This is a genomic window from Vibrio crassostreae 9ZC13, assembly GCF_000272045.2.
In the GTDB taxonomy this organism is placed as follows: domain Bacteria; phylum Pseudomonadota; class Gammaproteobacteria; order Enterobacterales; family Vibrionaceae; genus Vibrio; species Vibrio crassostreae_C.
In genome coordinates, this window is record NZ_AJYZ02000040.1 from 284580 (window position 1) to 308730 (window position 24151).

Below are 24151 nucleotides of genomic sequence, written 5' to 3' on the forward strand. Positions count from 1 at the left end.
TTATTGTTAGAGTATGTTCAAAACCATTTTGTGTGAAAGCATAAAGTGGTTTTTTTATATCAGATTTTCATATTGGACATCAGCAACAAGATTGCTAGGAAGCAGAACTCATCATGCTTAAACCTCTAATCATATCTCTTGGTCTTTTTCTTGCTGGTTGTTCTCAGCAGTTTCAAGACGTTAACTCTACTTTTGATGAAGCCTTTTTTGGAAGCTCCGATGTTGAGCTATCCAAGGAATACATTCAAACGTTACCTTATTCCAGCATTTATGCCGAAGTGAATGACCAAGGTAAGATCTTCATGGTCTTAGCGTACGTCGGTGAAAACCCGCAAACGGGCGCAGAGCAGTTAAAGTGGATGTCTTCTGACAAAGCGATGATCGTCACTGAAAATGGACGTGTCGTACAAACGCTATTGCTTCCTTACGAAAACCTTTCTGGTTTGGCATTCCAACCGTTGAATGCATTCTCTTCTGCAAACAATTCGTCAGCCGATTCTTCTTCTGCGTTTGATGTGTCTGCCAACCCCGGAGCTCAAAAATGGCAAGCGGTTTACGACTGGCAACCTAACTATCGATTCGGCTATAAAGCGAACATCACCCGAACGTATGTGGGAAATGACACGGTTGAAACTCCGTTAGCGTCTATCGATACCAAGAAATTCCAAGAAAAAATTCAATTCCCAATATTAGAACAAGACATCACCAACGAATATTGGGTCGACAGCGAAGGCAAAGTGGTAAAAACCATACAGTATTTAGGCCCTGATATGACAAGGCTTGAGTTAACCGTCCTTAAGCATTATCAAAGCAATTAACGAACAGGGTAATGAACTAAAATGATGAATTATATGAGTCACGCATCAAAAATGACGGGACGTCGGCTGCCATTGGTGAAAGCTCTATTAACGATGAGAGCTCTGTTAATGATCAGCGCTTTGTTTGCTTTGAGCTCCGCTTCTTCGGCTTCTGATCTTGTTACGCCTGAACGCTCTTCGTCGATTAAAACAACAATCGAGCTTCCTCTTCAAGGTGTGACGCTTGAGTATCAAACTAACGTTCGACTGCTTCGTGTATTAGACGACGCAAACGCGAATGCGAGCTCTAACGCTAACGGTACTATTGGTTACTTCCCCCTTTCGGCTCAACTGTTTGATATAACCAATACTGAAGCGACTGCAGTTACTGGATTTAAAGAAGCTAACCAAGCTATCGAAGCCAAAAAGCGCAATGTACTGAACCAGCTTGAAGCTTTCGCAGTAGAAGAGCCAGAAGCAAACTTAGTGCGCCAACAGTTAGCCTCTTTCCAATACCTCAATCGAGTTTTTATTGAGCTAGACCGTAATGCCGTTATCTCTCAATCAGATAAGAACCCACTGCTTGTTTCAAGTTCTCATATTAACAAGCCGTCGTCTGCTGCCATTAAAAGAGTGTCGACTAGTGAAACTCAAGCCTTTTCTCTGTACTTACCACAACGACCAACGTCAATTCAGTTGATGGGCGCAATGAAAGAGTCGGTAACAATGAATCTGATTGAGCATGGTACGTTGAATGATTACCTCGATGCATTACCGAACGGCTTTATTGGTGAATCTGCAGATAAAAGTGTGGCGTATGTTGTTCAGCCAGATGGCGTGGTGCAAACCATTCAATACGCATACTGGAACGAACAGCCGGTTTACTTAGCACCAGGTGCCATCGTATTTATGGCGTTCTACTCTTTGCCATCGGAATACTCAACGTTGAACCAAGATATTGTCGATTTGATACGTCATAAGGTTGGCCTGTAATGCTGAAACAGAAATCATTCCCTCTATCGGCAGTGTGTGCATCGGTTACCTGTGCTTTATTAATGACCAATAGCATGTCGACTAGAGCAGAAACAATCATTGATTCCTCTTCAATTCGAGCAGAAAAATCATCATTCGACGACACAGAATACAGAACGTCGCAAATGAACTTTGGTGGTGTTGGCTTAATGCAAATGCCGACAGGCCGAATGGCACCAGAAGGCGAGTTCAACTTTAGTGCTTCGTTCAACAATGAATACCATTTTTATAATGTGAGCCTGCAGGTGATGCCTTGGCTTGAAACCACCATTCGCTATACACAAACTCAAGATCTTTATTATAGCGGTAGTGGCAATCAAGACTGCTCTCAAAACTCATTCAGTGGTTGTACTAAGCACACCGATAAAGGTATCGACTTTAAAGTACGCTTAATCGAAGAAGGGTATTACTTACCAGAAGTGTCGGTCGGTGTGCGTGACTTTGGTGGTACCGGTTTATTTGATGGCGAGTTTGTTGCGGCGACCAAACGTTTTGGCCCAGTTGATTTTACCTTGGGCATGGCTTGGGGATACATGGGCACCAGTGGCAATTTCACTAACCCATTGTGTAAAGCCAGTGACAAGTATTGTGAACGCCCGTCTGATTATAAAGGCAATGGCGGCAGTGTCGATTTTGAGCGTTGGTTTAAAGGCGATGCGGCAATTTATGGCGGCTTTGAATATCAAACCCCGTATAAGCCGTTAACTTTGAAGCTTGAATACGATGGCAACGATTATTCTCAAGACTTTCCAGTAGTACGTGGTGGTGTCGACATGACACAGCACACGCCATGGAACGTGGGTGCTGTGTACCATTTCACTGATTGGGGTTCGGCGAAAGTGAGCTATGAGCGAGGCGATACTTTAACCCTTGGCTTCGATCTTTCTACCAACTTCAATGAAATGTATTCTGTGTGGCGAGATACCGAAACAGCAGAATTGCGCCCAAGTGGTGTCGAGACGGTTGACGATATTGATATGGCGGCCCTTGCAGAAGAACTTGAAACGATCGCGGGCTATGAACAAGCGCAAATCTTGGTCGACGATAACAGCATTGTGGTCAAGGGTACTCAGGTTAAATACCGAGACAGAGATATCGCGCTTGAGCGCGGTGCGACCGTGATTGCCAACGCGGTCCCGAGTTACATAGACACCTACAAAATCATCGAAAATGATAAATCGATGGAACTCACTGAGACAACGGTAGATGCACAAGCGTTCAAAGCGGCGGCTAATAACAGTTATCTCAATGCTCAAACCAGTGATGCAACCGATACTCACGAGTTAGAGCGTAAGAAATCCGTTATTTATCATGATGGGCGTGAGCGATTCGATGTGTCGATTTCACCAAACCTAGCGCAATCGTTCGGTTCGGCTGAAAACTTCTATTTATACAGTTTGGGTTTATACACCAACGCTTCGTTCTGGGCGTTAAACAATGTTGAACTGTCGGGCTCTTTGTACGTTAACTTAGTCGATAACTACGACAAGTTTAACTATACCGTCCCATCAGACGGCACTGACCAAACGCCAAGGGTAAGAACCTTGTTCCGCTCTTATGTTGATGATCCGGTTCGTTTAGACCGTTTACAACTGACGTGGTTTGAAGACTATGGCAGCGGTATCTACACCCAAGCTTACGGCGGTTACCTAGAGAGCATGTTCGCGGGTGTGGGTGGCGAAATCCTGTATCGTCCATTCAACCAAAACTGGGCGATTGGCGCAGACATGACAGCAATAAGCCAGCGCGATCCAGAAAGCTGGTTTGGCACGTTTGATGAAGAGATCCAAGTCAATCCTGATAACAGCAACCGAACGTACAAAGTGATCGATAAAGGCACTACTGGCTTTATCACTGGTTATTACACCCCACAATGGGATTTCTTGAGCGATACCTTACTCAAAGTGGGGGTCGGTAAATTTCTTGCGGGTGATGTCGGGACTCGTGTCGACTTCTCTAAGCAGTTCAAGAGCGGCGTGATTGCTGGTGCGTTTGTTAGCTTAACCGACATGACAACCGAAGAATACGGTGAAGGCAGCTACACCAAAGGCTTCTATGTATCGATTCCGTTCGATCTTGTTACTGTGAAACCAAGCTCAAGCCGCGCAGGTTTTACCTGGTTACCGATCACGCGTGACGGCGGCCAAGTGTTGAATAAGCAATACAACTTGTTCGATCAAACCGATGCTCGCTCACCTTGGTTCCAAAGACCGAGTAGCGTTAAGTAGATCGAAAGCAGATACGGGTGACGAGTAAGCGGGATGCGAAGAGTGGGGAAAGAGCAGTCTCGAATAATCGAATAACGAATAGCTTAAGATATCGTGATATTCATTGGGTCTAGCTTTTGGTTCTCCCCCTTGAACGCCGTTCGTTTTTGATCGGTGATGTTCATCAAAGGGGGAGTTCGAGGGGGATATTAATCTATGTGTTACCAACCCCTCCCAGCCTCCCTTTATGTTGGTATTTTCTGCCAAGCAACAGTTGTGATAAAGGGGAGGAGCCAAAAGCATCCCGACACGGCTTTAGGCTCTTCGTTTACTCGTATCTCGCTACTCTCATCTGCTCTTTAGCTCTTTAGCTCTTCGCCACTCGCTCACTCGCATCCCGTATCTGCTCCTAAACCATTCAACTAGGTTGATAATAACCACAATTTGTGGATAATGCTTACGGATTAAACTAACCGTATGCAAGCGCACTTTTTTGCTACGCCTTAGACAAAATACGCCTATTCAAATTCCATATTGATAGGGGCAGATTAACTACGCAGTGTGATGTCGCGGAATATCAAAGGGCGGTAGCGTTCCTATCTTTGATATTAAGTGGGAGCGATATCACAGTAATAGCCCTCCTTAACTCTATTAAATACTGCGTAGCTGATAAAATTGTTTGTTCTAACTTCTTTGGGTGTCCTTTGGGATATCACGACACATTCCGTTTCTATGACTTGGTTAACATGAAGATTAATAAAAATCGTCTCCTTTTAGCGCTCCTTCCTGTATTGCTTGCAGGGTGTACTACTCCAGGAACTCACCTTTCTACTGGCAACAAGAATGTGATTCAGCCTTCAGAGGAACAGCAAGAATCTGATATCTCTGATGTGGTTAACCTTTACCCACTGACAGCTCAATCAGTATCGACTTACCAAACGGGTACATTGTCGGTGTCACAAGCCAACCCTGAACTCGACGTAGACATCGCAAAGTATGAATACAAAGTCGGTGTGGGCGATATCTTAAATATTACGATCTGGGATCACCCTGAACTGACCATTCCTGCGGGCTCTTACCGTAGTAGTACTGAAGCGGGTAACTGGGTTCATGCTGACGGCACTATTTTCTACCCATACATTGGTACAGTAGAAGTGGCAGGAAAAACGGTTCGTGAAATTCGTTCTGATATAGCGGAACGTTTGGCGAAATACATCGAAAGCCCTCAAGTCGATGTGAACGTAGCGGCCTTCCGTTCTAAGAAAACCTACATTACGGGTGAGGTTTCAAAACCTGGCCAGCAGCCAATCACTAATATCCCTTTAACGTTACTGGATGCCGTGAACCGTTCTGGCGGTTTGTCTGAAGATGCTGATTGGCGTAATGTTTCATTAACCCGCAATGGCGTGGAAGAGAACCTTTCACTTTACGGTTTAATGCAACGTGGTGACCTAACCCAAAACCGCTTACTGCAAGCCGGTGATATTGTTCACGTACCGCGTAATGACAACCAGAAAGTGTTCGTGATGGGTGAAGTGAACGATCCTCAACTACTTAAGATTGATCGCGTTGGGATGAGCCTAACCGAAGCACTCAGCAACGTAGGTGGTATTAACCAGCTGACGGCAGATGCAACGGGTGTGTTTGTGATCCGAACTTCTGATGATAAATCAGAACGCATGGCAGACATCTACCAACTCAATATGGAAGACGCCTCAGCCCTAGTCATTGGCACCGAGTTTGATTTAAAGCCTTATGATATTGTTTACGTAACGGCAGCGCCAATCAGCCGCTGGAACCGTGTAATCGGTCAGCTTGTACCAACCATTTCAGGCTTCAACGACCTAACCGAAGGTATGTTGCGCGTTCGTAATTGGTAATAAGCCCTGGTTTGTAATAAACCCTAATTAATCATCAGGTTGCATTGTACGTGTAACCTGATTTTTACATCTAGAAGTAAACCCAGCTTATAGGCCCAATACAATTAGAGACCATTATGTTTAATAAAATTTTAGTCGTATGCGTGGGCAACATTTGTCGTTCCCCGACTGGAGAGCGAGTTTTACAAAACTTGCTGCCCAACAAAGAAGTGGCCTCTGCCGGTATCGCTGCTGAGAAAAGCCGTTTAATTGGTAAGCCTGCAGACGACACTGCCATTGTAATCGCCGCTGAAAATGGGGTTGATGTTGAAAATCATCAGTCTCAACAAGTCACGCCACAGCTTTGTGCTCAGTATGACTTGATTTTGGTGATGGAGAAGGGCCATTTAGAAGCGCTTACTCAAATATCGCCAGAGGCACGTGGTAAAACGATGCTGTTTGGTCAGTGGATTGGCCAAAAAGACATTCCTGACCCCTATCGTCAAAGCCGTGAAGCCTTTGAACACGCTTATAAGCTGATTGACGAAGCTGCACAAGCTTGGGCAAAAAAACTGTAGGTTTAAATGCAATAGATTTTAGATGCAGTAGGTTTTAAATAGACAGCTTTTTAAATGTCATGCTCTAAATGTAGGCATGGCAAAGCCACCAACGGAATAATATAAAAGAGAAGTGCGCGGAGCGTATTTCTCTTCAAAAAACTAGTTTAGGAAGTAGCAAACAAATGACAACACAACCCTCTCAGCAATCGCATACAGATAACTCTGATGAGATAGATTTAGGAAAACTGCTTGGCATCTTATTAGATGCTAAATGGCTAATCATGCTGACCACATTTGCTTTTGCTGTGTTTGGTATTGCGTTTGCATTGCTTTCGACGCCGATATACAAAGCGGATGCACTGATTCAAATTGAAGAGAAAAGCTCTGGTGGCATCTCTTCTATGGTTGGTGATATGGGTGAATTGTTCTCTCAAGAATCTTCAGCTACAACCGAAGTCGAGATCATCAAATCTCGTATGATTTTGGGTGAAACGGTTGATAAGTTTAACTTAACCACTGTAACCTCACCTAACTATGCGCCAATCGTCGGCAAAGGCTTTGCACGCTTAACCGGCGACATCAACCACATTGCGGTTAGCCGTTTCAACATGCCAAGCTATGCGAGCGACTACGGGCACACGATCCAGATCCTAGATGCCGAGCAGGGCACTTACCAATTAGTTCGCGACGATGAGCGCGTTATCCTAAAAGGCAAAGTGGGTGAGCTAGCAACAGCAGACGACTACAGCTTGTTTGTGGCAGGTTTTGAATCACATAACGATTTTGAATTCTCTATTAGTCAACGTAGCCGACTAGAAGCGATCGAATGGTTGAAAGCTTCTTTGTCTTTGTCTGAGCAAGGTAAGCAAACCGGTATTTTGAAGCTAAGCTTTGAAGGTGAAAACAAGCAACAGATTTCTGAAATCCTTAATCATATTAGCCAGATCTACTTTTTACAAAACGTGAAACGTAATTCAGCGGAAGCAGAGAAGAGCCTACAGTTCTTAGAGAGTCACCTTCCTGGTATTAAATCTGAGTTAACTGGCTATGAAGACACACTCAACAATTATCGCCAAAAGAACGAATCGATCGACTTGGGCTTAGAAGCACAATCAACCTTGAAGGTAATGGTCGAGCTTGAAGCGCAATTGAATGAACTGACGTTTAAAGAAAGTGATATCAGTCAGCGTTTCACTAAAGATCACCCGGCATATAAGTCACTGATTGATAAGCGTAAAACGTTGTTGGGCGAGCGAGAGCGCCTGAACAAGCAAGTGCAAAAGCTGCCGAAAACACAACGTGAAGTACTGCGTATGACACGTGATGTTGAAGTAAACCAACAGATCTACATCCAGTTACTAAACAAGGTTCAAGAGCTAAGCATTATTAAAGCCGGTACGGTCGGTAACGTTCGTATCTTAGATGACGCTCAAGCTTATGCTCGCGCCGTTAAACCTAAGAAGCCGCTGATTGTTGTGTTAGCAACGCTACTGGGTGGCATGCTAAGTGTCGCGTTTGTGTTAGTAAAAGCAGCGTTCCACCGAGGTGTTGAAAGCCCAGACCAAATTGAACAAATTGGCCTGCCTGTTTATGCAGCGGTACCAAAATCTGATTTGCAGGTAGAGCTCACTAACCGTTTTAAATCGAAGAAGAAGCAAACTAAAGGGACTCAAGCACTACTTGCTGAATCGAACCCTGCCGATCTTTCGGTTGAAGCATTGCGTGGCCTTCGTACCAGCTTGCACTTCGCAATGCTAGAAGCGAAAAACAACGTTCTGATGATTTCAGGCCCTGCGCCAGGCATTGGTAAATCATTCATCTCGACTAACTTTGCCGCAGTAGCCGCAAAAACAGGCCAAAAGGTATTGTTGATTGATGCCGATATGCGTAAAGGTTACCTACAACAAAGCTTTGGTGTGAACTGGGATAACGGCCTTTCTGATGTATTGAGCAGCAAGCAAGAGTTCGCTCAATCAGTGAAGTCGACACCAGTAGAAAACCTAGAAATCATTACCCGCGGGCAAGTACCACCCAACCCATCTGAACTGCTTATGCACCCGCGCTTTGCAGAACTAATGGAATGGGCATCAAAAGAATATGACTTGGTGATTGTCGATACCCCGCCCGTACTTGCGGTAACCGATCCAAGCATTGTCGGCGCCTTCGCTGGCACCACATTAATGGTCGCGCGTTACGGTCAAAACACCATTAAAGAGATCGATGTAGCTCGCAACCGCTTCGAACAATCGGGCATCGAAGTGAAAGGCGTTATCTTCAACGCCATCGAGAAGAAAGCATCTAGCTCTTACGGCTACGGTTATTACAACTATGCGTATTCGAGCGACAAGAAATAAAGTTAAAGAGCAGTAACGAGATGCGGGATTCCAGTGGCGAGATACGAAAAGCGCTGCTCTTCGCATCTCGTTTACTCGTCACCCGCATCTATTCTTTATCCAATCTTCAAATTATTCGAAGATTTAGCTTTTGGTTCTCCCCCTTGAACACCGGACTATTGTGAGTGATGGTGTTAATAGAAGGGGGAGTTAGAGGGGGTTGCTAGCGATGCCTAATCAACCCCTCCCAGCCTCCCCTTATATTGATATTTTCTGCCAAGTAACAGTCGTGATAAAGGGGAGGAGCTAAAAGCACAACAACCATCTTCTTCTCCTCGCTCTTAATCTCTCCGCATCCCGTTTACCCGCTACTCGAATCTGCTTTTCTACTTCTTCACCACGCCACCCGTTAAATACAATCCAATCGCCGCTAACACCGGATAGCCAAACGCCTCATTGGTCATTTCCCCTAATGGCTTCCAATCGTAGCCGTGCATACAGCCCAGAATCACCATCACATGCAGTGCCACATAAGGAATGGTGAACAACAACACAATGTAGCGCTGTACCAACTTAAAAGGTTCATACGCTTTAAGCAGTGCCAGCTTGTGCTTCGCTTTTTCTTCATCAGTAAAAAACATCGCATCTCCTGTGTTGGTGATTGCATCTAACCCTTTGTTAATGGAAGACTGGCTCCCAAATATTCTTCCGAACAATGTCATACTGCTCCTTGGTTGATTGATTGGCTTTGACCGCATGTATAGCCTTTGACTGTATAACCCTCTCACTCTTCATCTCTGCTTTCCGTTCTTCGAATCTCGCTACCCGCCACTCTCATCTGCTCTTAAGCCTTTCGCATCTCGTTTACCCGAATCCCGCACCCGCTCTTAGTCTCTTCGCATCCCGCTTACTCGAATCCCGCATCTGCTCTTAAGCTTTTATCTTCAAAACAGGACACGCCTTATTCACGCCCCAATCTTTATGCCCTTTAACATTCTCATCTGAAATCAAAAACTGCTCTTGTAGTGCAGCCATCAAACCAAACAGCGCCTTACGCTGCGCAAGTGTGAAGTTGTCTTCTGGTTGCAGCTCGGCATTACAGCCACCGACCAAACAAACCCCAATATTGCCCTTGTTGTGTCCTTTCACATGCGCGCCAGTTTGCGACAGCGGCCTGCCCAATTGGACATCCCCATTGCGACGAATAACAAAGTGATACCCCACATCGCGCCAGCCTTTCTTTTTATGCCATCGACGAATCTCGGCTACGCCTACATCTTGCTGTGGCGGCGTGGCGCTGCAATGCACAGTAATAAAGGAATATGGCGGGCAATGAGGTAAGCGGAGTAAAACCGAAACCAGGCTGAATGAATAGGATGCTGAAGGTAAACAAGGCTCTAACGAAGGGATAAGCTCCATCTTGCTAGCCTGCTCTTCCGAATCAATTCGTTCTTTGGTGTCAGCCCGCTCTTGTAAAACAGACGCTTCTAACGGCTGATTTGGAACTCGATCAGTTGCTGGTGGAGTGTTTGACAAAATAAATCCTCGTGTTGTTGTAAATAGGCGATTAAAGACGTTGATAGCGATTCATTTAAATCAGGGTGCAATGCGATGTGTTGTCGCAGACTGGTGGCTACGGTTTTTTCATAGCCGGGGTGGTGGCTGACATAACGTAAATGCATCACGTAATAACCCAGAGGCTGCTTACGCCGTGCTCGGCTGATCATCCAACAAATATCGTCATAGCTGGGGGTGTCACCGCATTCATCCTCATTAAAATAACAACCTTCTAAATGGCTTTCTTTATAACCGTTAACTTCATAGCTCAGTACTTGGCCAAACCCATCACTATCACTAAAAAATAACGGCTGACGTGATTGAGTGAGGGAGTTAGCACGGCACTCGATGCTCGCCATTCCGGGTTGATACGCTGAAATAAAAAGAGAAACTATCGCCTTCATTAAGCACCTTATTGCTGCATGGGGAGGGCAATGTACTTCAACATTCTTGATTGGGGTTGGCGGGAATAACACGAAAACAGAGGAATACAGAAAAGTGAGAGGTGCTTCGAAAAGTTACTGCCTTATAAGGTTGGTGTTGCATATCTATCCGAGGCGATTAACCAAACATCTTTTCTTACAACTTATCTCATGGGCCTTTCGCCCCTAAAGCGCCAAAAAGTGTTGTTAATGCCCTTTATATCAATGGATTTCAGTACGAATGGTCATTTAACAAGGAGCGTTAACCATGTGTGTTTCTCTTATTCTTTCTTTTATCCCATTAAAAACCGGATCGCCCATCAGCAAGTTGGTGCTATTAAAATTGGCCGACAATGCCGACGCGCGTGGTGTGTGTTTTCCTTCTCTAAATTACTTAGCACAATATTGTGAAGTGTCGGTAAGAACCGTGAAACGACACGTTAACGAGCTCGAAAAGCAAGGCTTTGTGAAGCGAATAAAGCGCTTTGATGATTCAGGACGCCAGCGCAGCAATATCTATCAGCTGCGCCTACCCAGCGACAGTCACATTCAGCAGGCCGATTTAGACCAAGCAGATAGAGGTTTAGATCAAACTGACCATTCAGACACCTACCAGGGTGACTCAAGATCCAGCACGGAGAGTGATCATCCGGCACACATAATCTTTCATAAAGAACATAAAACAGAGCTGAGCTTGAAAAACGGCCTCTTAGATGACGCCGATGTTCTTGATCCCCCAATCTGTTCTGAACAACATGAGAGCTCCCCCTTCACCTCCAAACCCGAAATCAAAACCAAGAGCGAAGCTGTGATTCACCTGCTCACCCAAGAGGGCAGCGCACCGATTTATCATGAATTCACCACCATATTAGAACGCACCTACCCAAAGTTAGATGTGCTGCAAGAACTGCATGCCATGCAAGCGTGGCTGTACATCAACCCCGATAAGCGCAAACCCTTTGAGCACATTGGCCACTTTGTGAATGGCTGGCTAAGAAGAAGCGCCCAAGCCAAAGCGGTCAAGCAAACCAGAGCGGTGAAACCCTCAAAGAAAGCTCAATCGACAAAAGCCGTAGGAGCAAGAAAAGCAGATGCGCCCACAACCGCTTCAAACCTAGCGCAACCAAGCAAAAGCAATCAAGCAGAAAGCAAACCTCAACAACCCACGCCTGTCTCTCAGGCCCTAGCGGACTACAAAGCCAAAAGCACCACTAACCCGTTCGAAGCACGTATCAAGGCCCTAGTTCAATCCAAATCGCCCGGCACAGGTTCCTAAGCAGTGACCATTCAATTATTCACAGACTAAGCGCTTGTTCACATAGTCCAAAGCTAGGGCAGGCCCAACGTGAATACAGACAAAAAACATCAAGATACAAAAGTAGAATTAGGGAGAGGGCAAATGGACGATATCAGCCTAAAAAAACTGACAACGGAAGAAAAAGTCACCATTTTAGAAAAAGAGATAGCGCGAGTGGAAGGGCGCATTGGCGAGTTCTTGAAACTGCTGGTTAACCACTACCCACAAGGGCTAACACGCACTGAGATTAAAGCGTTATTGGCGGTAAACAATAACCCGAGCTTCGTCTCGCTGTACAGAAACGGCAATATTTTCATTGATATAGAGAAACGCTACTGCGACGCAGCACAAGAAAACAGGTACCACATAGGGACTCAGTATCTACAAGACGTACAATGCTTCCGCTGGGTCAATGCTTTGTGAGGCACTTGTCAGAATGAGGTAAATTGCAAACTGGTCAATATGCACTTGATTTGCTAGACTACGCAGCAAATTAAAACCGTATGAAAAACGCATAAACCTGAAACACAGTGAAAAATTGTGATTCATTGCCTGTAGGAGCCAAACCTAAGGGCGGTAGCGTACCTAAATGCGACTGGCTAGCAAGTCACACGCGCTGCAAGCCACAAAAAAAGGCTGCTTTCGCGGCCTATTGGGCGGTTTAATAAAGTACGCAAAATCTAGGTTTTATAAGGGATAGCCTGCAACAGGGTGTCTCAAAGTGAATGAAAAATGTCTCAGTGGCTTCAAAGAAGTTGAGGCAGTAAGTTTAAACAAATCACATCTTTTAATTTCATCAGTTGGTTGGAAATTCAATAAAATGACTAAGAAAAAAATTCTTACGGTTTTTGGCACACGTCCAGAAGCCATCAAAATGGCACCGCTTGTTCATGCTCTAGCGGCTGATGAGCGCTTTGAAGCAAAATGTTGTGTAACTGCACAGCACCGTGAAATGCTTGATCAAGTATTAGAGTTGTTTGAAATTAAACCCGATTATGATTTGAATTTGATGAAAGCAGGGCAAACACTCAACGAAGTGACTGCTCGTATTTTGTTAGAGCTTAAGCCCGTACTCGAAGAATTCAAACCTGATGTGGTCCTAGTGCACGGTGATACGGCAACAACGTTCGCGGCTAGCTTAGCCGCTTACTATGAGCAAATCGCCGTAGGTCATGTGGAAGCAGGCCTTCGTACGGGCAATATTTACTCGCCGTGGCCTGAAGAAGGTAATCGCCGATTAACGGGAGCGTTAACCAAATACCACTTTGCACCGACGACAACCTCACAAGAAAATCTTCTTAAAGAAAACTTTAATCCAGAAGACATTAGCGTTACTGGTAATACAGTGATTGATGCGCTGTTGATGGTAAAAGATAAAATTGATTCTGATAGTGATTTGAACGCAACACTTTCTGCTCTGTTCCCATTTTTAGACGAGAGTAAAAAACTTATTTTGGTTACTGGACATCGCCGTGAAAGCTTTGGTGGTGGTTTTGAGCGTATTTGTGAGTCACTTGCTATCACAGCTAAAGCGCATCCAGATACGCAAATTCTGTATCCGATGCATCTTAATCCAAACGTTCGTGAACCTGTGAATCGTATTCTTGCGGGTATTGATAACATTCACCTTATTGAACCGCAGCAATACCTACCATTTATCTATTTAATGAGCCGCGCGCACATCATTTTGACCGACTCGGGTGGTATTCAAGAAGAAGCGCCTTCTTTAGGTAAACCTGTGTTGGTAATGCGCGATACGACCGAGCGACCAGAAGCGGTTGAAGCGGGAACGGTTAAGCTAGTTGGAACTGATGTAAATACGATTACAACGAGTTTACATACATTACTTACCGATGAAGCTGCATATCGAGCAATGAGCTTTGCACATAATCCTTACGGAGATGGCCAAGCTTGCAAACGAATTATTGATAAGCTCTTTGTATAATTATTGTAAGTTGCATTCGCTGAGAAATTTTATTGAATGATTTAATATTAGGTTCCCTATTATGAATTTACTTTTCGTTTGTGATCATCATCTAGATCCAAGATTAGTTAAAAGAAAAAGCTGGATAGAGAAAAAAGTAAGTAAGTGTACCGTATATGTTGATAAGACAAGAGGGGGGCATTTTAGCAATCAGGGTATTGAAGAACTTGACTTAAAGAGTTTGAAAATTTCAGATATAATAAATAATGACAAAATATATATTAGTGGTGGAAGAGTAATAATAAGCCATGCATTATATTTCGCATTGGCAAGGTTATTAAAGAAAGACGTTGTTTATGAAATACCAGATCTACCGTTGAGAGAAAAATCAGAAATTAAAAATAGATTGATTGGTTTCTTTTTCAGCTCTCTGGTTTCTATATTGTTCAAAAGAGTTGTTATTACGTCGGAAGCTTTTAAAAGAAAGCTTCCGAAAAATATAGACTATTTTGAGTGTGAAAATTTACCAAACTACCCTAAGTTCATAGAGGAAAAAGAAACCAATAATAAAAAAATTAATATATCATTTGTTGGGGTTATTCGATATATTCCGCAAATGAAAATGTTGATAAAATACGCGTCTTTACGAAATATTAAAGTGAATTTTTATGGTGGCCCTGAAGGTCCTATTTCAGAGTTGAAACAGTATATAAACTCCTTTAGAGATGATATAGATGTCAACTTTTATGGAAGGTTTATTCAGTCAGATTTAGATGATATTTATAGTGTTACAGACTTTGTATATAGCGTATATGATGTTAGCCAAGAAAATGTCCGACTTGCACTGCCAAATAAACTATATGAAAGTACTCTTTATCGAACGCCAATAATTGTTGCTAATAATACTTATCTAGGAGAAGTTGTTGATAAAGAGGGGTCTGGCTTTAGTGTTTGCTCACAAAAATTTAGCTTGTTTTGTGAGCAAATGGATTCAGGGCTTAAAAATCAGTATGAATTTTCCACTGATATTTTAAATGAAAAGATAAAAAACCAAGAAAATGAATTTATGACTTGGTTTAATAATTGTCAAGGTTAGTAGAATGTCTATAGTCTCAATAATTATGCCTACATATAACTCAGAGAGTTTTATTCTAGATACAATAAATTCAGTAGTAAAACAAACATTTGAGTCGTGGGAGCTTATCATTGTTGATGATTGTTCTAGCGACAATACTGTGAAAATTATCAAGAAAAAATTTGGTCATGATAAGCGTATTCATATTTTTGAAAACGAGATGAATTCAGGGGCTGGTGTCTCAAGGAATAATGGTCTTATTCAGTCTAAGGGGAAGTATATCGCATTTCTTGACTCTGATGATATTTGGCATGAAAATAAGCTGGAAGTTCAGATAGATGTTATGAGTAAACATGATTTCGATATTACTCATACAAGTTACTCTTTTATTAATGAAGATGGAACGAAGGCAAAAGGGAGAGTGTTAGTATCCGATTGCGTAGACTTAGATAGTTATATGAAGAATACCGAAATTGGTATGTCAACAGCTGTAATTAATAAAGAAAAAGTTGGAGATTTTCAGTTTAATGCGATGCGAACTAGGCAAGATACAAAGCTGTGGTTAACTTTATTAGCAAAAGGAATCACGTCAAAGGGAATAGACAACGAGCTTGTTTACTACAGGGTAAGGCAAGGTCAAATCAGCCGAAATAAGTTATCAGTCGGATTTAGAACACTTAAACTGTATATGACCGTAAAGGAAATTTCTTTATGGGAAAGGTTGTATAATTTCATGTTTTATACAGTAAATGGGTTTAAGAAAAGAATGTAAAAGAATACTGTCATGGGCTACTGCTAATGTCATTTAAAAATAGTGCGTTTTGGGCAATTATCTGTAACTTTTTAGTTAGCGTAATAAATATACTAGGGCTTAAAGTGTTGAGCGGAGTTCTAGACATCGATTCTTACGGTCAAGAACTATATTTGTATTCTAATTCAATTATTATAGGGTCAATATTTGGGTTGGGAGTTGGAAAAGTTGTTAATGAAGTCCAATCTACTAATGGTTATTATAAGGATGAGTTTTATAAGAAAGTTATGAAATGTTCATGCACATTGGTTTTCTTTTGTGTGTTAATTGCGACCATCCTTTCAGTAGAGATTTCTGATATACTTAAAGTGAGACCTGAACAGCTAATTGTTGCCAGTCTAATTTTATCTTTCTATATATTGGATAATTGTAATAGGAGCTTTTTAATCGGTAGAAAAATGATAAAAAGAGCATCTATTAGCTTTTTGATTTTTACAATTATAGGCTGGATTAGTGCATTTATTATGTACAGCGTGAAATTTGATTCATTTTTCTTGAAAGGCATGCTAGTGACGATGGCATTAAGTGTAGCTTATAATCATTTGGTTATTAGGAGTGCTGGATTATCGTCAAAGCCTTATGACTTCCTTAGTTTTAGTGAAGTGCTATTTGATAAAATAGTACCTTCAATATTAAGCCAGTTATTAGGTTCAATTCCACAGATAATAATTAGTACATATTTAATTGTCTTCTATGATGCGAGTAGTGTCGCAGTATATGTGATTGCTATGTATATTTTTAGAGCTATGTTATTTATCCCATCTGGTATACAGCGGGTTATGTTGCCATACCTTGGGGAAGTTAATGATAATGATAAAATCAACTTCATCAAAAAAAATATGCTTATTAATTTCATTATTACATTACCATTTTTAATAGCTGTATTTGTGGCAGGTGATATTATTTCTGAACTTTTTTCTTTTGATGTTGATAGCGCTAGAAATATATTTGTTTATACGGTATTAGCGGGGTGTATATCGTCAATTGTTGCTCCAGTCGGTCAAATAATGATAACGATGAATAGATATTATTTTAGTATGTTTATGAACTTTGTTTGGGCCATCTTATATCTCACCTTATGCTATTTTAGTATGATTATGGGATTACATATTGAATTTATTATGCTGTCTTTAACTATCAGTTATGTAGTTCATGCAATGATTAGCGTTAATTATTTGAAAAGGTTAAAAAGTGAAATTAGTAATTGATTTGTTTTCAAAAGGATGGGTTCATAAAGACTTTAATATTCAGTTTATAAGTGAATATACCGATAAAAAAGACCTCATCGTGGGTAATAAGAACGCATCCTATTTTAATAATATCCCAAGCAGAGAATCGTTAGAAATTGATGGCAATGTTGATTATTTCAAATTAATCAAATATATAGTTTCCAGTGATGAGGTGACATTTTTAGTGTTACTTAATAAGTACTTTATTCTTGTGTTATTTTGTATGCTATTAGGTAAGAAAACTAGTTATGTTGTACATAAATATAATTTAAGTACAAGAAAGAGAAGAAAGTTCACTAATGGTCTATATACTATGTTTGAAAAATTTGGTCTTTCTTCGCTGAGTTTTGAAGAAGCTGATAAATGTTTTTCAAATAATTCAGTTATTAATTTAGATATGTGGAAAGAAACTAAGAAAAGTAAGGTCAAGGATTTTGGCGCAATTAGAAATATAGCTTTTATAGGTAAGCCTGTTGCTGGGAAAAATTTTGACTTACTGATCGAATTAAAGGCTAGATATGGGTTCAATATTTATATTTACTGTGATCAAGATATTGATGAGCCCAATTGTATTATAAGACCGTTTCAAGAAAATATTGAAGATTGCGATGTTATTTGGGGTTATTACGATCCTGGATTTTATAAAGGGATTCAAAGTGGTTTGTGTTATCCCTCTTTAACGAGTGGATTAAAAGTGATAACAAATGAATGTTTAGGTTTTATATATTTTGCATCTATTTATTCTGAAAATATAATTAACTGTCGTTCTATTTGTGAACTAAACAGTATTCTAGGAAATGAAGAATGAAAATTTTAGTTGTTACTACATCTTTTGGAGAGTATGCGGATTCTCACACGGTAAGATTGTCTAACTTATTTTCCCAAATGCAAAAAAAATACTCTGTAACGTATTGTTATCCCGGAAGCCATAAGGACTTAGATGGTAACTTAGCTATAGAGCCTGGTTTTCTCTTGAAATTATCTTCATTTCTAAAAAGGAAAACAAAATACTCCTATAGGTTATATGCAAATTTGACGAAGAATCTTTTGTTTCCTGATAGATTTTCAGGTTTTTCTAAAAGATTAGAACTTTATTTTAAAGGTGACTTTGATTTTGATGTGATAATTAGTGCTTCTGGGAGTATAGAGTCACACATTGCCGCTTATAATTTGGCAAAAAAATTTGACATAGAATTAATCATGGATTACGGAGATCCTATATATAGCTTGGTTGGCGATGATATTAAGAGTAGAATCAAGGCTATTGAAGCGGAAATAATTAAATATGCATCTAAAGTTATATTTACGACCAAATCAACTAAAGAGCAATATGATTCTGTTTTTTTCTGTGGGCCTAAGTCTTCAGTGATTAGTTATGGGTATGACAAAAGTAAGATTGAGTTGAGTGGTAATTTGACAAATATACCATTCGAAAAGGTGGACTATATATCACACATAGGCACTGCATTCAGTAATGATAGAAACTTAATTCCTCTAATTGAAGCTATCAAACTAACCCAGGAAAATAATAATACTGGATTTATCTTGGCAGGTAGAAGGTCTCTAGCTTTTTCAGAAATGGCGAACAAAGTTAATTTGAAGAATTTTATCGATTATGACCTGGTCGATTATTTGTTAGCTTTAGAGATACAGAAGAAATCAAAAATAAACGTTATTGTTGGTAATAAAGATGGACGGCAAGTACCGGGTAAAATATTCGCATTGGCTGCTATAAGTGAACGAATATTATATATTAGTCAGTGCTCAAGAGAGATGGATGAATCTCTTGATATCCTCGAATCTCACAAAAATATGATGACATGCGATAATAACACTAAAAGTATTTTCGATGCTTTTGAGTTGTTAATAAATTCAGAAGTTAAATCAGAAGGTATTAGTGAATTTTCCAATTATGAAAGTTATTTACTTGGTAGGCAGCTGGAGGAGTTGATTAATGATTGTAAAGAAAGTCGTTGAGTTGAATGAAAGTGAATTAAGAGCAGTTGCTAGTGTTCATAAGAGAAATTACCCTTCTGGTCATTTAACTGAAAGGTTCGATACTGAGTTATTATTTGATTATTACAAAATAATTTCAGAACTGGCAGATTCTATTGTTCTAGCAAAAGATGGCGATACTATTGTGGGTTTTGCTTTTCTCGGAAATTCATTTTCTGGTGTTATGAGTAAATTGATATTAGAAAATAAAATTAAAGTGATAAAGTTTTCTTTTTTAAACGCTGTAGATGTATTGAAATTTATTTTTTCAAGAGTTAGAAGTCGTTCTCATGGCTTCAAATCAGCTTCCGACGTTAGATTGCTTTCTATCGTATCAGATAGGAGTTCAGGAAAAAAGGGAGTGGGGTATAAGCTTATTTCCTATATTTGTAACAATCTATATCAATCTAAAATAGTTGGATTATCAGTAAAGATTGAAAATATTAACGCAATTAACTTTTATATCAATAATGGCTTCATCGTTGAAGGGAGTATTGATGGTAAAATGTTCATGGTTGAAAAATGATATTCTTATTTGGTTTCCTATTTATTTCAATCTTAGCTTATAGGGTTTACAGGGACTGGAATGACTCATTGCTCATTACTCCGGTTAGTGGGTTGGCATTAGTTTCTTTTTTGCTATTGATGTTACCCCCTATGCTAAATTCTGACATTGTTATATCACCTATTTCAGTGGTTGGTTTAGTTACGGTTTCTTTTTTCTGCCTTTATATACCTTCTTCTTTTAAGCGACGATTTCGATTAATACACTTGAAAAATATAAAGATAATTGAGTTTGTTTTCTTTTTACTTTTTGTTGTACATGTGTTTATTACATTTAAGTGGTCCTTTGATATAATTAAAGTGCATGGCTTTTTGGGGGCGTTTTTTAGAAATCGTTTAGATGATTATTTGAATTCTAATATCGGTTCAGGTGCAGTCCTTGGAACGTTGCATTTGTTAACTCAGTTCGTTTTCTATTTTTATGTGGGACAGTTACTGTCCGTTAAAAATAATAAGATAAAAAAAATTGGACTTGCTGTTGTTATTCTTTACGTTTTTTGTGTAGCAGTTTATGCGAATACAAGACTTTCAGTGGTAATTCCTGTTGTAGTGTTTTTGTCATTCTATTGTTATAGTAAAGGGCTAAAATTTAAGCGGATTGCTTTTATCTCGCTAATATTTTTTACAGTTTTACCTACTTATTTGGTTCTCGCTAATAATCTCAGGCATGGTATAGACGACGAGAAAGTGGATGTAAATGTTACTAAGATAATTGCAGAACAGCTAGACTATAATAAATATATAAACGAGCTTTATTTGTTTTATGATGATTACCAAAAGATGGAATATGGTTCTGGTTGGCTATTGGCCTCGTTTGGAAATGTGATTCCTAGGTTTATATGGGAAGGGAAACCAGTTACGTCATTTTCCAATCGTTTAACAGTAGATATTACAGGGAAAGAACTGTCATTATGGAACCCTGTTCGGACATATACAATTTTTGGTACCGGTTATACGCAGTTATACTTCTTAGGTGTGGTTCTAGAAACTATTTTCTACATTTTTTTATTCAGTAGACTTTTCTATTCATTTAAAAGTTTGAATGGAGGGGAGTTTTTTTCTTTTTATATAGCTTGTTTGTCTTTGATTTATTTTCGAGGAGAAACTCCATTTATTCAGATAATGTTAATATATTTAACTTATTTATATGCAGGGTATAGTAAAAAAACTAGTTAATCTGTATTACTTATTCTAAATAATATTATATATGTAAGGTGTTATGATGAACGATTTTCTTCCATTTGCTTTACCAGAAATTGGTGATGAAGAAATTGATGAAGTGGTTGATTCTTTGCGAAGCGGTTGGGTAACTACTGGTCCTAAAGCTAAGCGCTTCGAACAAGATTTTATTAGATTTCTTGGTGATAGTAGCTTAAATGCGATTGCAGTTAACTCTGCAACATCTGGATTACATTTGGCTCTTGAAGCCGTAGGAGTTGGGCCTGGTGATGAAGTAGTCGTACCTACTTACACATTTACAGCAACCGCGGAGATAGTTCGATATTTGGGTGCAACACCTATAATGGTTGATGTAGACGTAAATACGTTTAATATGACAGCGACCGCTTTTGAGTCCGTAATTACTAGCGCAACTAAGGCTGTAATCCCAGTTCATTTCGCAGGCTTGTCTTGCGATATGGATGATATTATTCGCATAGCACAAGAATATAATATTTTTGTCATAGAAGATGCAGCGCATGCCTTGCCGGCTACTTACAACAAAAAGGTTATTGGCTCATTGGATAGTGATATCACGGTGTTTAGTTTTTATGCTAATAAGACGATGACTACCGGTGAAGGCGGTATGGTTGTAACAAGAAATGAAGATTTTGCTAGTCGCTGTAGGGTTATGCGCTTGCATGGGATTAGTCGTGATGCTTTTGACAGATACGTATCCACCAAGCCCTCTTGGTCGTATGAAGTTGTCGCTCCTGGGTATAAATATAATATGCCAGATATTTCAGCTGCGATAGGAATACATCAGTTGGTCAAGCTACCAAGCTTCCAACAAAAACGAGAAGAAATGGCTAATTATTACTTCGAAAAGTTAAAAGATTTACCTATTACCCTTCCTTCTAAACCAAAGAAGGGGGATATGCATGCTTGGCACCTTTTCCCAATTAAGATTAATGATAGTGCCTCTATTACTCGAAATAGATTTATTGAGTTGATGGCTGATTTAGGTATTGGTTGCTCTGTGCATTTTATTCCGCTGCATCTTCATCCTTATTGGAGAGACACTTATGATCTTAAGCCTGAAATGTTCCCAGTTGCCCAAAAAAACTTTGAACAAGAAGTTTCTCTACCTCTTTATACAAAGATGACTGATAGTGATTTGAAACGTGTTGTAGACGCTGTAAGAAAGGTATTGTTAGATGAGTAAACGTTTATTTGACATTTTTTTTTCCGCAATCGGTTTAATACTTTTGCTTCCATTATTTATATTTGTTTCTATATGGATAAAAATAGATTCTAGAGGTCCTATTTTCTTTCGCCAGACAAGAGTAGGTCTTTTTGGCGAGGACTTTTCTATTCATAAATTTCGCACAATGAGTGTCGATGCTGAACGCTCAGGCCGTTTAACTATAGGTAGAGACAATAGAATCACCAGTTCTGGACATTTCCTTCGTAAATCTAAAGTAGATGAACTACCCCAACTAATGGATGTATTCATAGGGAAAATGAGCTTGGTTGGACCAAGACCTGAAGTCCCTGAATTTATGGATCATTACCAGATAGAAATTAGAGATAAAATTTTGTCTGTTCGCCCAGGAATAACGGACGAAGCCTCGATTGAAATGGTCGATGAAAATGAAATTTTATCTAATTATAGTGATCCTAGAGCCGCTTATATAGAGCATATATTACCGGTCAAGCAGAAGTATTATTTAGATTACGTGGAAAATAATAATATTGTTCATGATGTTTTTTTGATAATTAAAACAGTGGCCAAAATTTTTGGTAGAAATAGATAAATTCTAATCTTTTATTATAAGTTTGTAGTAAGTATTTTTGGTTTATATTTTAATGGAGTTATGTGTGATTTTTCCAGTTATAATGGCCGGAGGTTCTGGTAGCCGTCTTTGGCCTTTATCTCGTGAGCTATATCCAAAGCAGTTTTTAAAAATTGCAGGTAACGAGTCAATGCTGCAACAAACCTTTGCTCGCTTGCAAGGTCTTGATCATCAGCCACCATTATTGATTTGTAACGAAGAACATCGCTTCATTGCAGCAGAGCAGACACGCTTGGGGGGCTTTGAACATTCTGGCATTATCTTAGAACCAGTGGGTCGTAATACTGCACCAGCTATCGCGCTCGCAGCCCTTCAGGCTTTAAAGCAAGTAGCAGATTCAGATGCTGATCCTATATTGTTGGTGCTTGCCGCTGATCACTTGATTGAAAACCAAGTGGCATTTCAGTTTTCTGTGAATCAGGCCTTATCTTATGCAGAAGCAGACCAGTTAGTCACTTTTGGTATTGTGCCTACTTCAGCAGAAACGGGGTATGGTTATATTAAACGAGGAGTTTTACAGAGCAACACAGCCTATAAAGTTGATAGCTTTGTAGAAAAACCGAGTTTAAACACAGCTCAAGCTTATTTAGATTCGGGTGAATATTACTGGAATAGCGGTATGTTTATGTTTAAAGCTTCTCAATATATTGAAGAATTGAGAGCGAATAATCCAGCCATACTAGAAGCTTGTGAAAAAGCTATGAGTGCAACCCAAGCCGATTTAGACTTTGTACGTGTAGATAAAGAAGCTTTTGAAGTTTGTCCATCTGATTCTATTGACTACGCTGTCATGGAGCCTGTTTGTTCAGTTAATGGTTCAGGTAACCTTGTTGTTGTTCCAATGGATGCAGGTTGGAGTGATGTGGGCTCTTGGTCTGCATTATGGGACGTATCTGAAAAAGATTGTGACAACAATGCACATAAGGGCGATGTGATTGCAGTTAAATCGACAAATAACTACGTATATTCCGAAAATAAGCTGATAGCTACTGTAGGGGTAGATAATCTAGTCATTGTTGAAACTAAAGACGCTATTCTGGTTGCAGACAAATCACAAGTGCAGAATGTTAAAGCTATTGTGCAGCGATTAAAAGACACAGGTCGTTCTGAATATAAGATCCATCGTGAAGTTTATCGCCCTTGGGGTAAGTATGACTCGATTGATTTTGGTGCGCGTGACCAAGTGAAACGTATCACAGTAAACCCGGGTCAAAAGCTTTCGATTCAAAAACATTTTCATCGGAGTGAGCATTGGATTGTCGTTGCCGGTACAGCAAGTGTAACCAATGGCGATAACGTAATTTTAGTAACTGAAGACCAATCGACTTATATTCCTTTAGGTACGATTCATGCCCTCGAGAACCCTGGGAAAATACCATTGGAAATGATTGAGGTTCAAACTGGTTCATATCTTGGTGAAGATGATATTGTTCGCTTTGAGGATAGATATGGTCGCGCCTAGGAGTGCGAATGAC

The 24151-nt window shown here is 40.2% G+C and carries 22 protein-coding genes; 19 read left to right on the forward strand and 3 right to left on the reverse strand.

Annotated elements, in window-relative coordinates; translation table 11 throughout:
* Positions 1-113: 113 nt before the first annotated feature.
* The 6 genes from A136_RS13895 to A136_RS13920 all read left to right on the forward strand — a co-directional run bounded on the left by A136_RS13895 (position 114) and on the right by A136_RS13920 (position 8809).
* The gene (locus A136_RS13895; protein WP_017063128.1) at positions 114-818 is read left to right on the forward strand and encodes a YjbF family lipoprotein; all 705 of its coding nucleotides are present in this window, start codon (positions 114-116) and stop codon (positions 816-818) included.
* A gap of 24 nt (positions 819-842) precedes the next feature.
* Positions 843-1790 carry a capsule biosynthesis GfcC family protein gene (locus A136_RS13900; protein ID WP_198929248.1) on the forward strand — a complete coding sequence of 316 codons (948 nt, stop codon included), beginning with the start codon at positions 843-845 and terminating at the stop codon, positions 1788-1790.
* A complete protein-coding gene (locus A136_RS13905; protein WP_017063130.1) occupies positions 1790-4057 on the forward strand; it encodes a YjbH domain-containing protein in 2268 nt (755 codons plus the stop codon). The genes A136_RS13900 and A136_RS13905 overlap by 1 nt, the downstream gene beginning before the upstream one ends.
* A 725-nt stretch (positions 4058-4782) precedes the next feature.
* Positions 4783-5916, forward strand: coding sequence for a polysaccharide export protein (locus A136_RS13910; protein ID WP_017063131.1), 1134 nt, complete (start codon positions 4783-4785; stop codon positions 5914-5916).
* Positions 5917-6032: 116 nt separating this feature from the next.
* Positions 6033-6473, forward strand: coding sequence for a low molecular weight protein-tyrosine-phosphatase (locus tag A136_RS13915; protein ID WP_017063132.1), 441 nt, complete (start codon positions 6033-6035; stop codon positions 6471-6473).
* Between the two features lie 164 nt (positions 6474-6637).
* Positions 6638-8809 carry a polysaccharide biosynthesis tyrosine autokinase gene (locus tag A136_RS13920; protein WP_017063133.1) on the forward strand — a complete coding sequence of 724 codons (2172 nt, stop codon included), beginning with the start codon at positions 6638-6640 and terminating at the stop codon, positions 8807-8809.
* 365 nt (positions 8810-9174) lie between these two features.
* Here the strand turns inward: A136_RS13920 and A136_RS13925 are convergent, their stop codons facing one another.
* The 3 genes from A136_RS13925 to A136_RS13935 form a co-directional block, all read right to left on the reverse strand.
* Positions 9175-9510: a hypothetical protein gene (locus A136_RS13925; RefSeq protein WP_017063134.1), complete on the reverse strand. Its 336-nt coding sequence runs from the start codon at positions 9508-9510 to the stop codon at positions 9175-9177.
* 208 nt (positions 9511-9718) lie between these two features.
* Positions 9719-10324: an N-acetylmuramoyl-L-alanine amidase gene (locus tag A136_RS13930; RefSeq protein ID WP_029235108.1), complete on the reverse strand. Its 606-nt coding sequence runs from the start codon at positions 10322-10324 to the stop codon at positions 9719-9721.
* Positions 10276-10749, reverse strand: a complete 474-nt coding sequence (locus A136_RS13935; protein ID WP_017063136.1) for a hypothetical protein — start codon at positions 10747-10749, stop codon at positions 10276-10278. The genes A136_RS13930 and A136_RS13935 overlap by 49 nt, the downstream gene beginning before the upstream one ends.
* A gap of 286 nt (positions 10750-11035) precedes the next feature.
* On the opposite strand from A136_RS13935, the gene A136_RS13940 reads away from it, so the two are divergent.
* From A136_RS13940 to A136_RS14000, 13 genes are all read left to right on the forward strand, one after another.
* A complete protein-coding gene (locus A136_RS13940) occupies positions 11036-12043 on the forward strand; it encodes a helix-turn-helix domain-containing protein (protein ID WP_017063137.1) in 1008 nt (335 codons plus the stop codon).
* 123 nt (positions 12044-12166) lie between these two features.
* Positions 12167-12487 carry a hypothetical protein gene (locus A136_RS13945; protein WP_017063138.1) on the forward strand — a complete coding sequence of 107 codons (321 nt, stop codon included), beginning with the start codon at positions 12167-12169 and terminating at the stop codon, positions 12485-12487.
* A 397-nt stretch (positions 12488-12884) separates the two neighbouring features.
* Positions 12885-14009: a non-hydrolyzing UDP-N-acetylglucosamine 2-epimerase gene (wecB, locus tag A136_RS13950; RefSeq protein ID WP_029235109.1), complete on the forward strand. Its 1125-nt coding sequence runs from the start codon at positions 12885-12887 to the stop codon at positions 14007-14009.
* A 61-nt stretch (positions 14010-14070) separates the two neighbouring features.
* Positions 14071-15084, forward strand: a complete 1014-nt coding sequence (locus A136_RS13955; protein ID WP_017063140.1) for a hypothetical protein — start codon at positions 14071-14073, stop codon at positions 15082-15084.
* Positions 15085-15088: 4 nt separating this feature from the next.
* A complete protein-coding gene (locus tag A136_RS13960) occupies positions 15089-15835 on the forward strand; it encodes a glycosyltransferase family 2 protein (RefSeq protein WP_017063141.1) in 747 nt (248 codons plus the stop codon).
* Between the two features lie 26 nt (positions 15836-15861).
* The gene (locus A136_RS13965) at positions 15862-17082 is read left to right on the forward strand and encodes a hypothetical protein (protein ID WP_017063142.1); all 1221 of its coding nucleotides are present in this window, start codon (positions 15862-15864) and stop codon (positions 17080-17082) included.
* Complete coding sequence (locus A136_RS13970; RefSeq protein WP_017063143.1) at positions 17066-17911, forward strand: hypothetical protein; 846 nt, start codon at positions 17066-17068, stop codon at positions 17909-17911. The genes A136_RS13965 and A136_RS13970 overlap by 17 nt, the downstream gene beginning before the upstream one ends.
* On the forward strand, positions 17908-19080 hold the full coding sequence (locus A136_RS13975; protein WP_017063144.1) for a hypothetical protein: 1173 nt from the start codon (positions 17908-17910) through the stop codon (positions 19078-19080). Before A136_RS13970 ends, A136_RS13975 begins: the two co-directional genes overlap by 4 nt.
* Positions 19058-19624: a hypothetical protein gene (locus A136_RS13980; RefSeq protein WP_017063145.1), complete on the forward strand. Its 567-nt coding sequence runs from the start codon at positions 19058-19060 to the stop codon at positions 19622-19624. Before A136_RS13975 ends, A136_RS13980 begins: the two co-directional genes overlap by 23 nt.
* Positions 19621-20838, forward strand: a complete 1218-nt coding sequence (locus A136_RS13985) for an oligosaccharide repeat unit polymerase (protein WP_017063146.1) — start codon at positions 19621-19623, stop codon at positions 20836-20838. The genes A136_RS13980 and A136_RS13985 overlap by 4 nt, the downstream gene beginning before the upstream one ends.
* A 43-nt stretch (positions 20839-20881) precedes the next feature.
* Positions 20882-22045 (forward strand): DegT/DnrJ/EryC1/StrS family aminotransferase, encoded by a 1164-nt coding sequence (locus tag A136_RS13990; protein WP_132744615.1) that lies wholly within the window; start codon positions 20882-20884, stop codon positions 22043-22045.
* A complete protein-coding gene (locus A136_RS13995) occupies positions 22038-22637 on the forward strand; it encodes a sugar transferase (RefSeq protein WP_017063148.1) in 600 nt (199 codons plus the stop codon). Before A136_RS13990 ends, A136_RS13995 begins: the two co-directional genes overlap by 8 nt.
* A gap of 64 nt (positions 22638-22701) precedes the next feature.
* Positions 22702-24138, forward strand: coding sequence for a mannose-1-phosphate guanylyltransferase/mannose-6-phosphate isomerase (locus A136_RS14000; RefSeq protein WP_029235111.1), 1437 nt, complete (start codon positions 22702-22704; stop codon positions 24136-24138).
* Positions 24139-24151 lie beyond the last annotated feature (13 nt).

Bases quoted from the DNA above. Each gene is read 5' to 3' on its own strand.
- A136_RS13960 (WP_017063141.1), top strand. From the start codon at position 15,089: ATGTCTATAGTCTCAATAATTATGCCTACATATAACTCAGAGAGTTTT.
- wecB (WP_029235109.1), top strand. From the start codon at position 12,885: ATGACTAAGAAAAAAATTCTTACGGTTTTTGGCACACGTCCAGAAGCC.
- A136_RS13995 (WP_017063148.1), top strand. From the start codon at position 22,038: ATGAGTAAACGTTTATTTGACATTTTTTTTTCCGCAATCGGTTTAATA.
- A136_RS13985 (WP_017063146.1), top strand. From the start codon at position 19,621: ATGATATTCTTATTTGGTTTCCTATTTATTTCAATCTTAGCTTATAGG.
- A136_RS13915 (WP_017063132.1), top strand. From the start codon at position 6,033: ATGTTTAATAAAATTTTAGTCGTATGCGTGGGCAACATTTGTCGTTCC.
- A136_RS13955 (WP_017063140.1), top strand. From the start codon at position 14,071: ATGAATTTACTTTTCGTTTGTGATCATCATCTAGATCCAAGATTAGTT.
- A136_RS13905 (WP_017063130.1), top strand. From the start codon at position 1,790: ATGCTGAAACAGAAATCATTCCCTCTATCGGCAGTGTGTGCATCGGTT.
- A136_RS13935 (WP_017063136.1), bottom strand. From the start codon at position 10,749: ATGAAGGCGATAGTTTCTCTTTTTATTTCAGCGTATCAACCCGGAATG.
- A136_RS13910 (WP_017063131.1), top strand. From the start codon at position 4,783: ATGAAGATTAATAAAAATCGTCTCCTTTTAGCGCTCCTTCCTGTATTG.
- A136_RS13900 (WP_198929248.1), top strand. From the start codon at position 843: ATGAATTATATGAGTCACGCATCAAAAATGACGGGACGTCGGCTGCCA.
- A136_RS13980 (WP_017063145.1), top strand. From the start codon at position 19,058: ATGATTGTAAAGAAAGTCGTTGAGTTGAATGAAAGTGAATTAAGAGCA.
- A136_RS13945 (WP_017063138.1), top strand. From the start codon at position 12,167: ATGGACGATATCAGCCTAAAAAAACTGACAACGGAAGAAAAAGTCACC.
- A136_RS13920 (WP_017063133.1), top strand. From the start codon at position 6,638: ATGACAACACAACCCTCTCAGCAATCGCATACAGATAACTCTGATGAG.
- A136_RS13975 (WP_017063144.1), top strand. From the start codon at position 17,908: ATGAAAATTTTAGTTGTTACTACATCTTTTGGAGAGTATGCGGATTCT.
- A136_RS13965 (WP_017063142.1), top strand. From the start codon at position 15,862: ATGTCATTTAAAAATAGTGCGTTTTGGGCAATTATCTGTAACTTTTTA.
- A136_RS13895 (WP_017063128.1), top strand. From the start codon at position 114: ATGCTTAAACCTCTAATCATATCTCTTGGTCTTTTTCTTGCTGGTTGT.
- A136_RS13990 (WP_132744615.1), top strand. From the start codon at position 20,882: ATGATGAACGATTTTCTTCCATTTGCTTTACCAGAAATTGGTGATGAA.
- A136_RS13940 (WP_017063137.1), top strand. From the start codon at position 11,036: ATGTGTGTTTCTCTTATTCTTTCTTTTATCCCATTAAAAACCGGATCG.
- A136_RS13925 (WP_017063134.1), bottom strand. From the start codon at position 9,510: ATGACATTGTTCGGAAGAATATTTGGGAGCCAGTCTTCCATTAACAAA.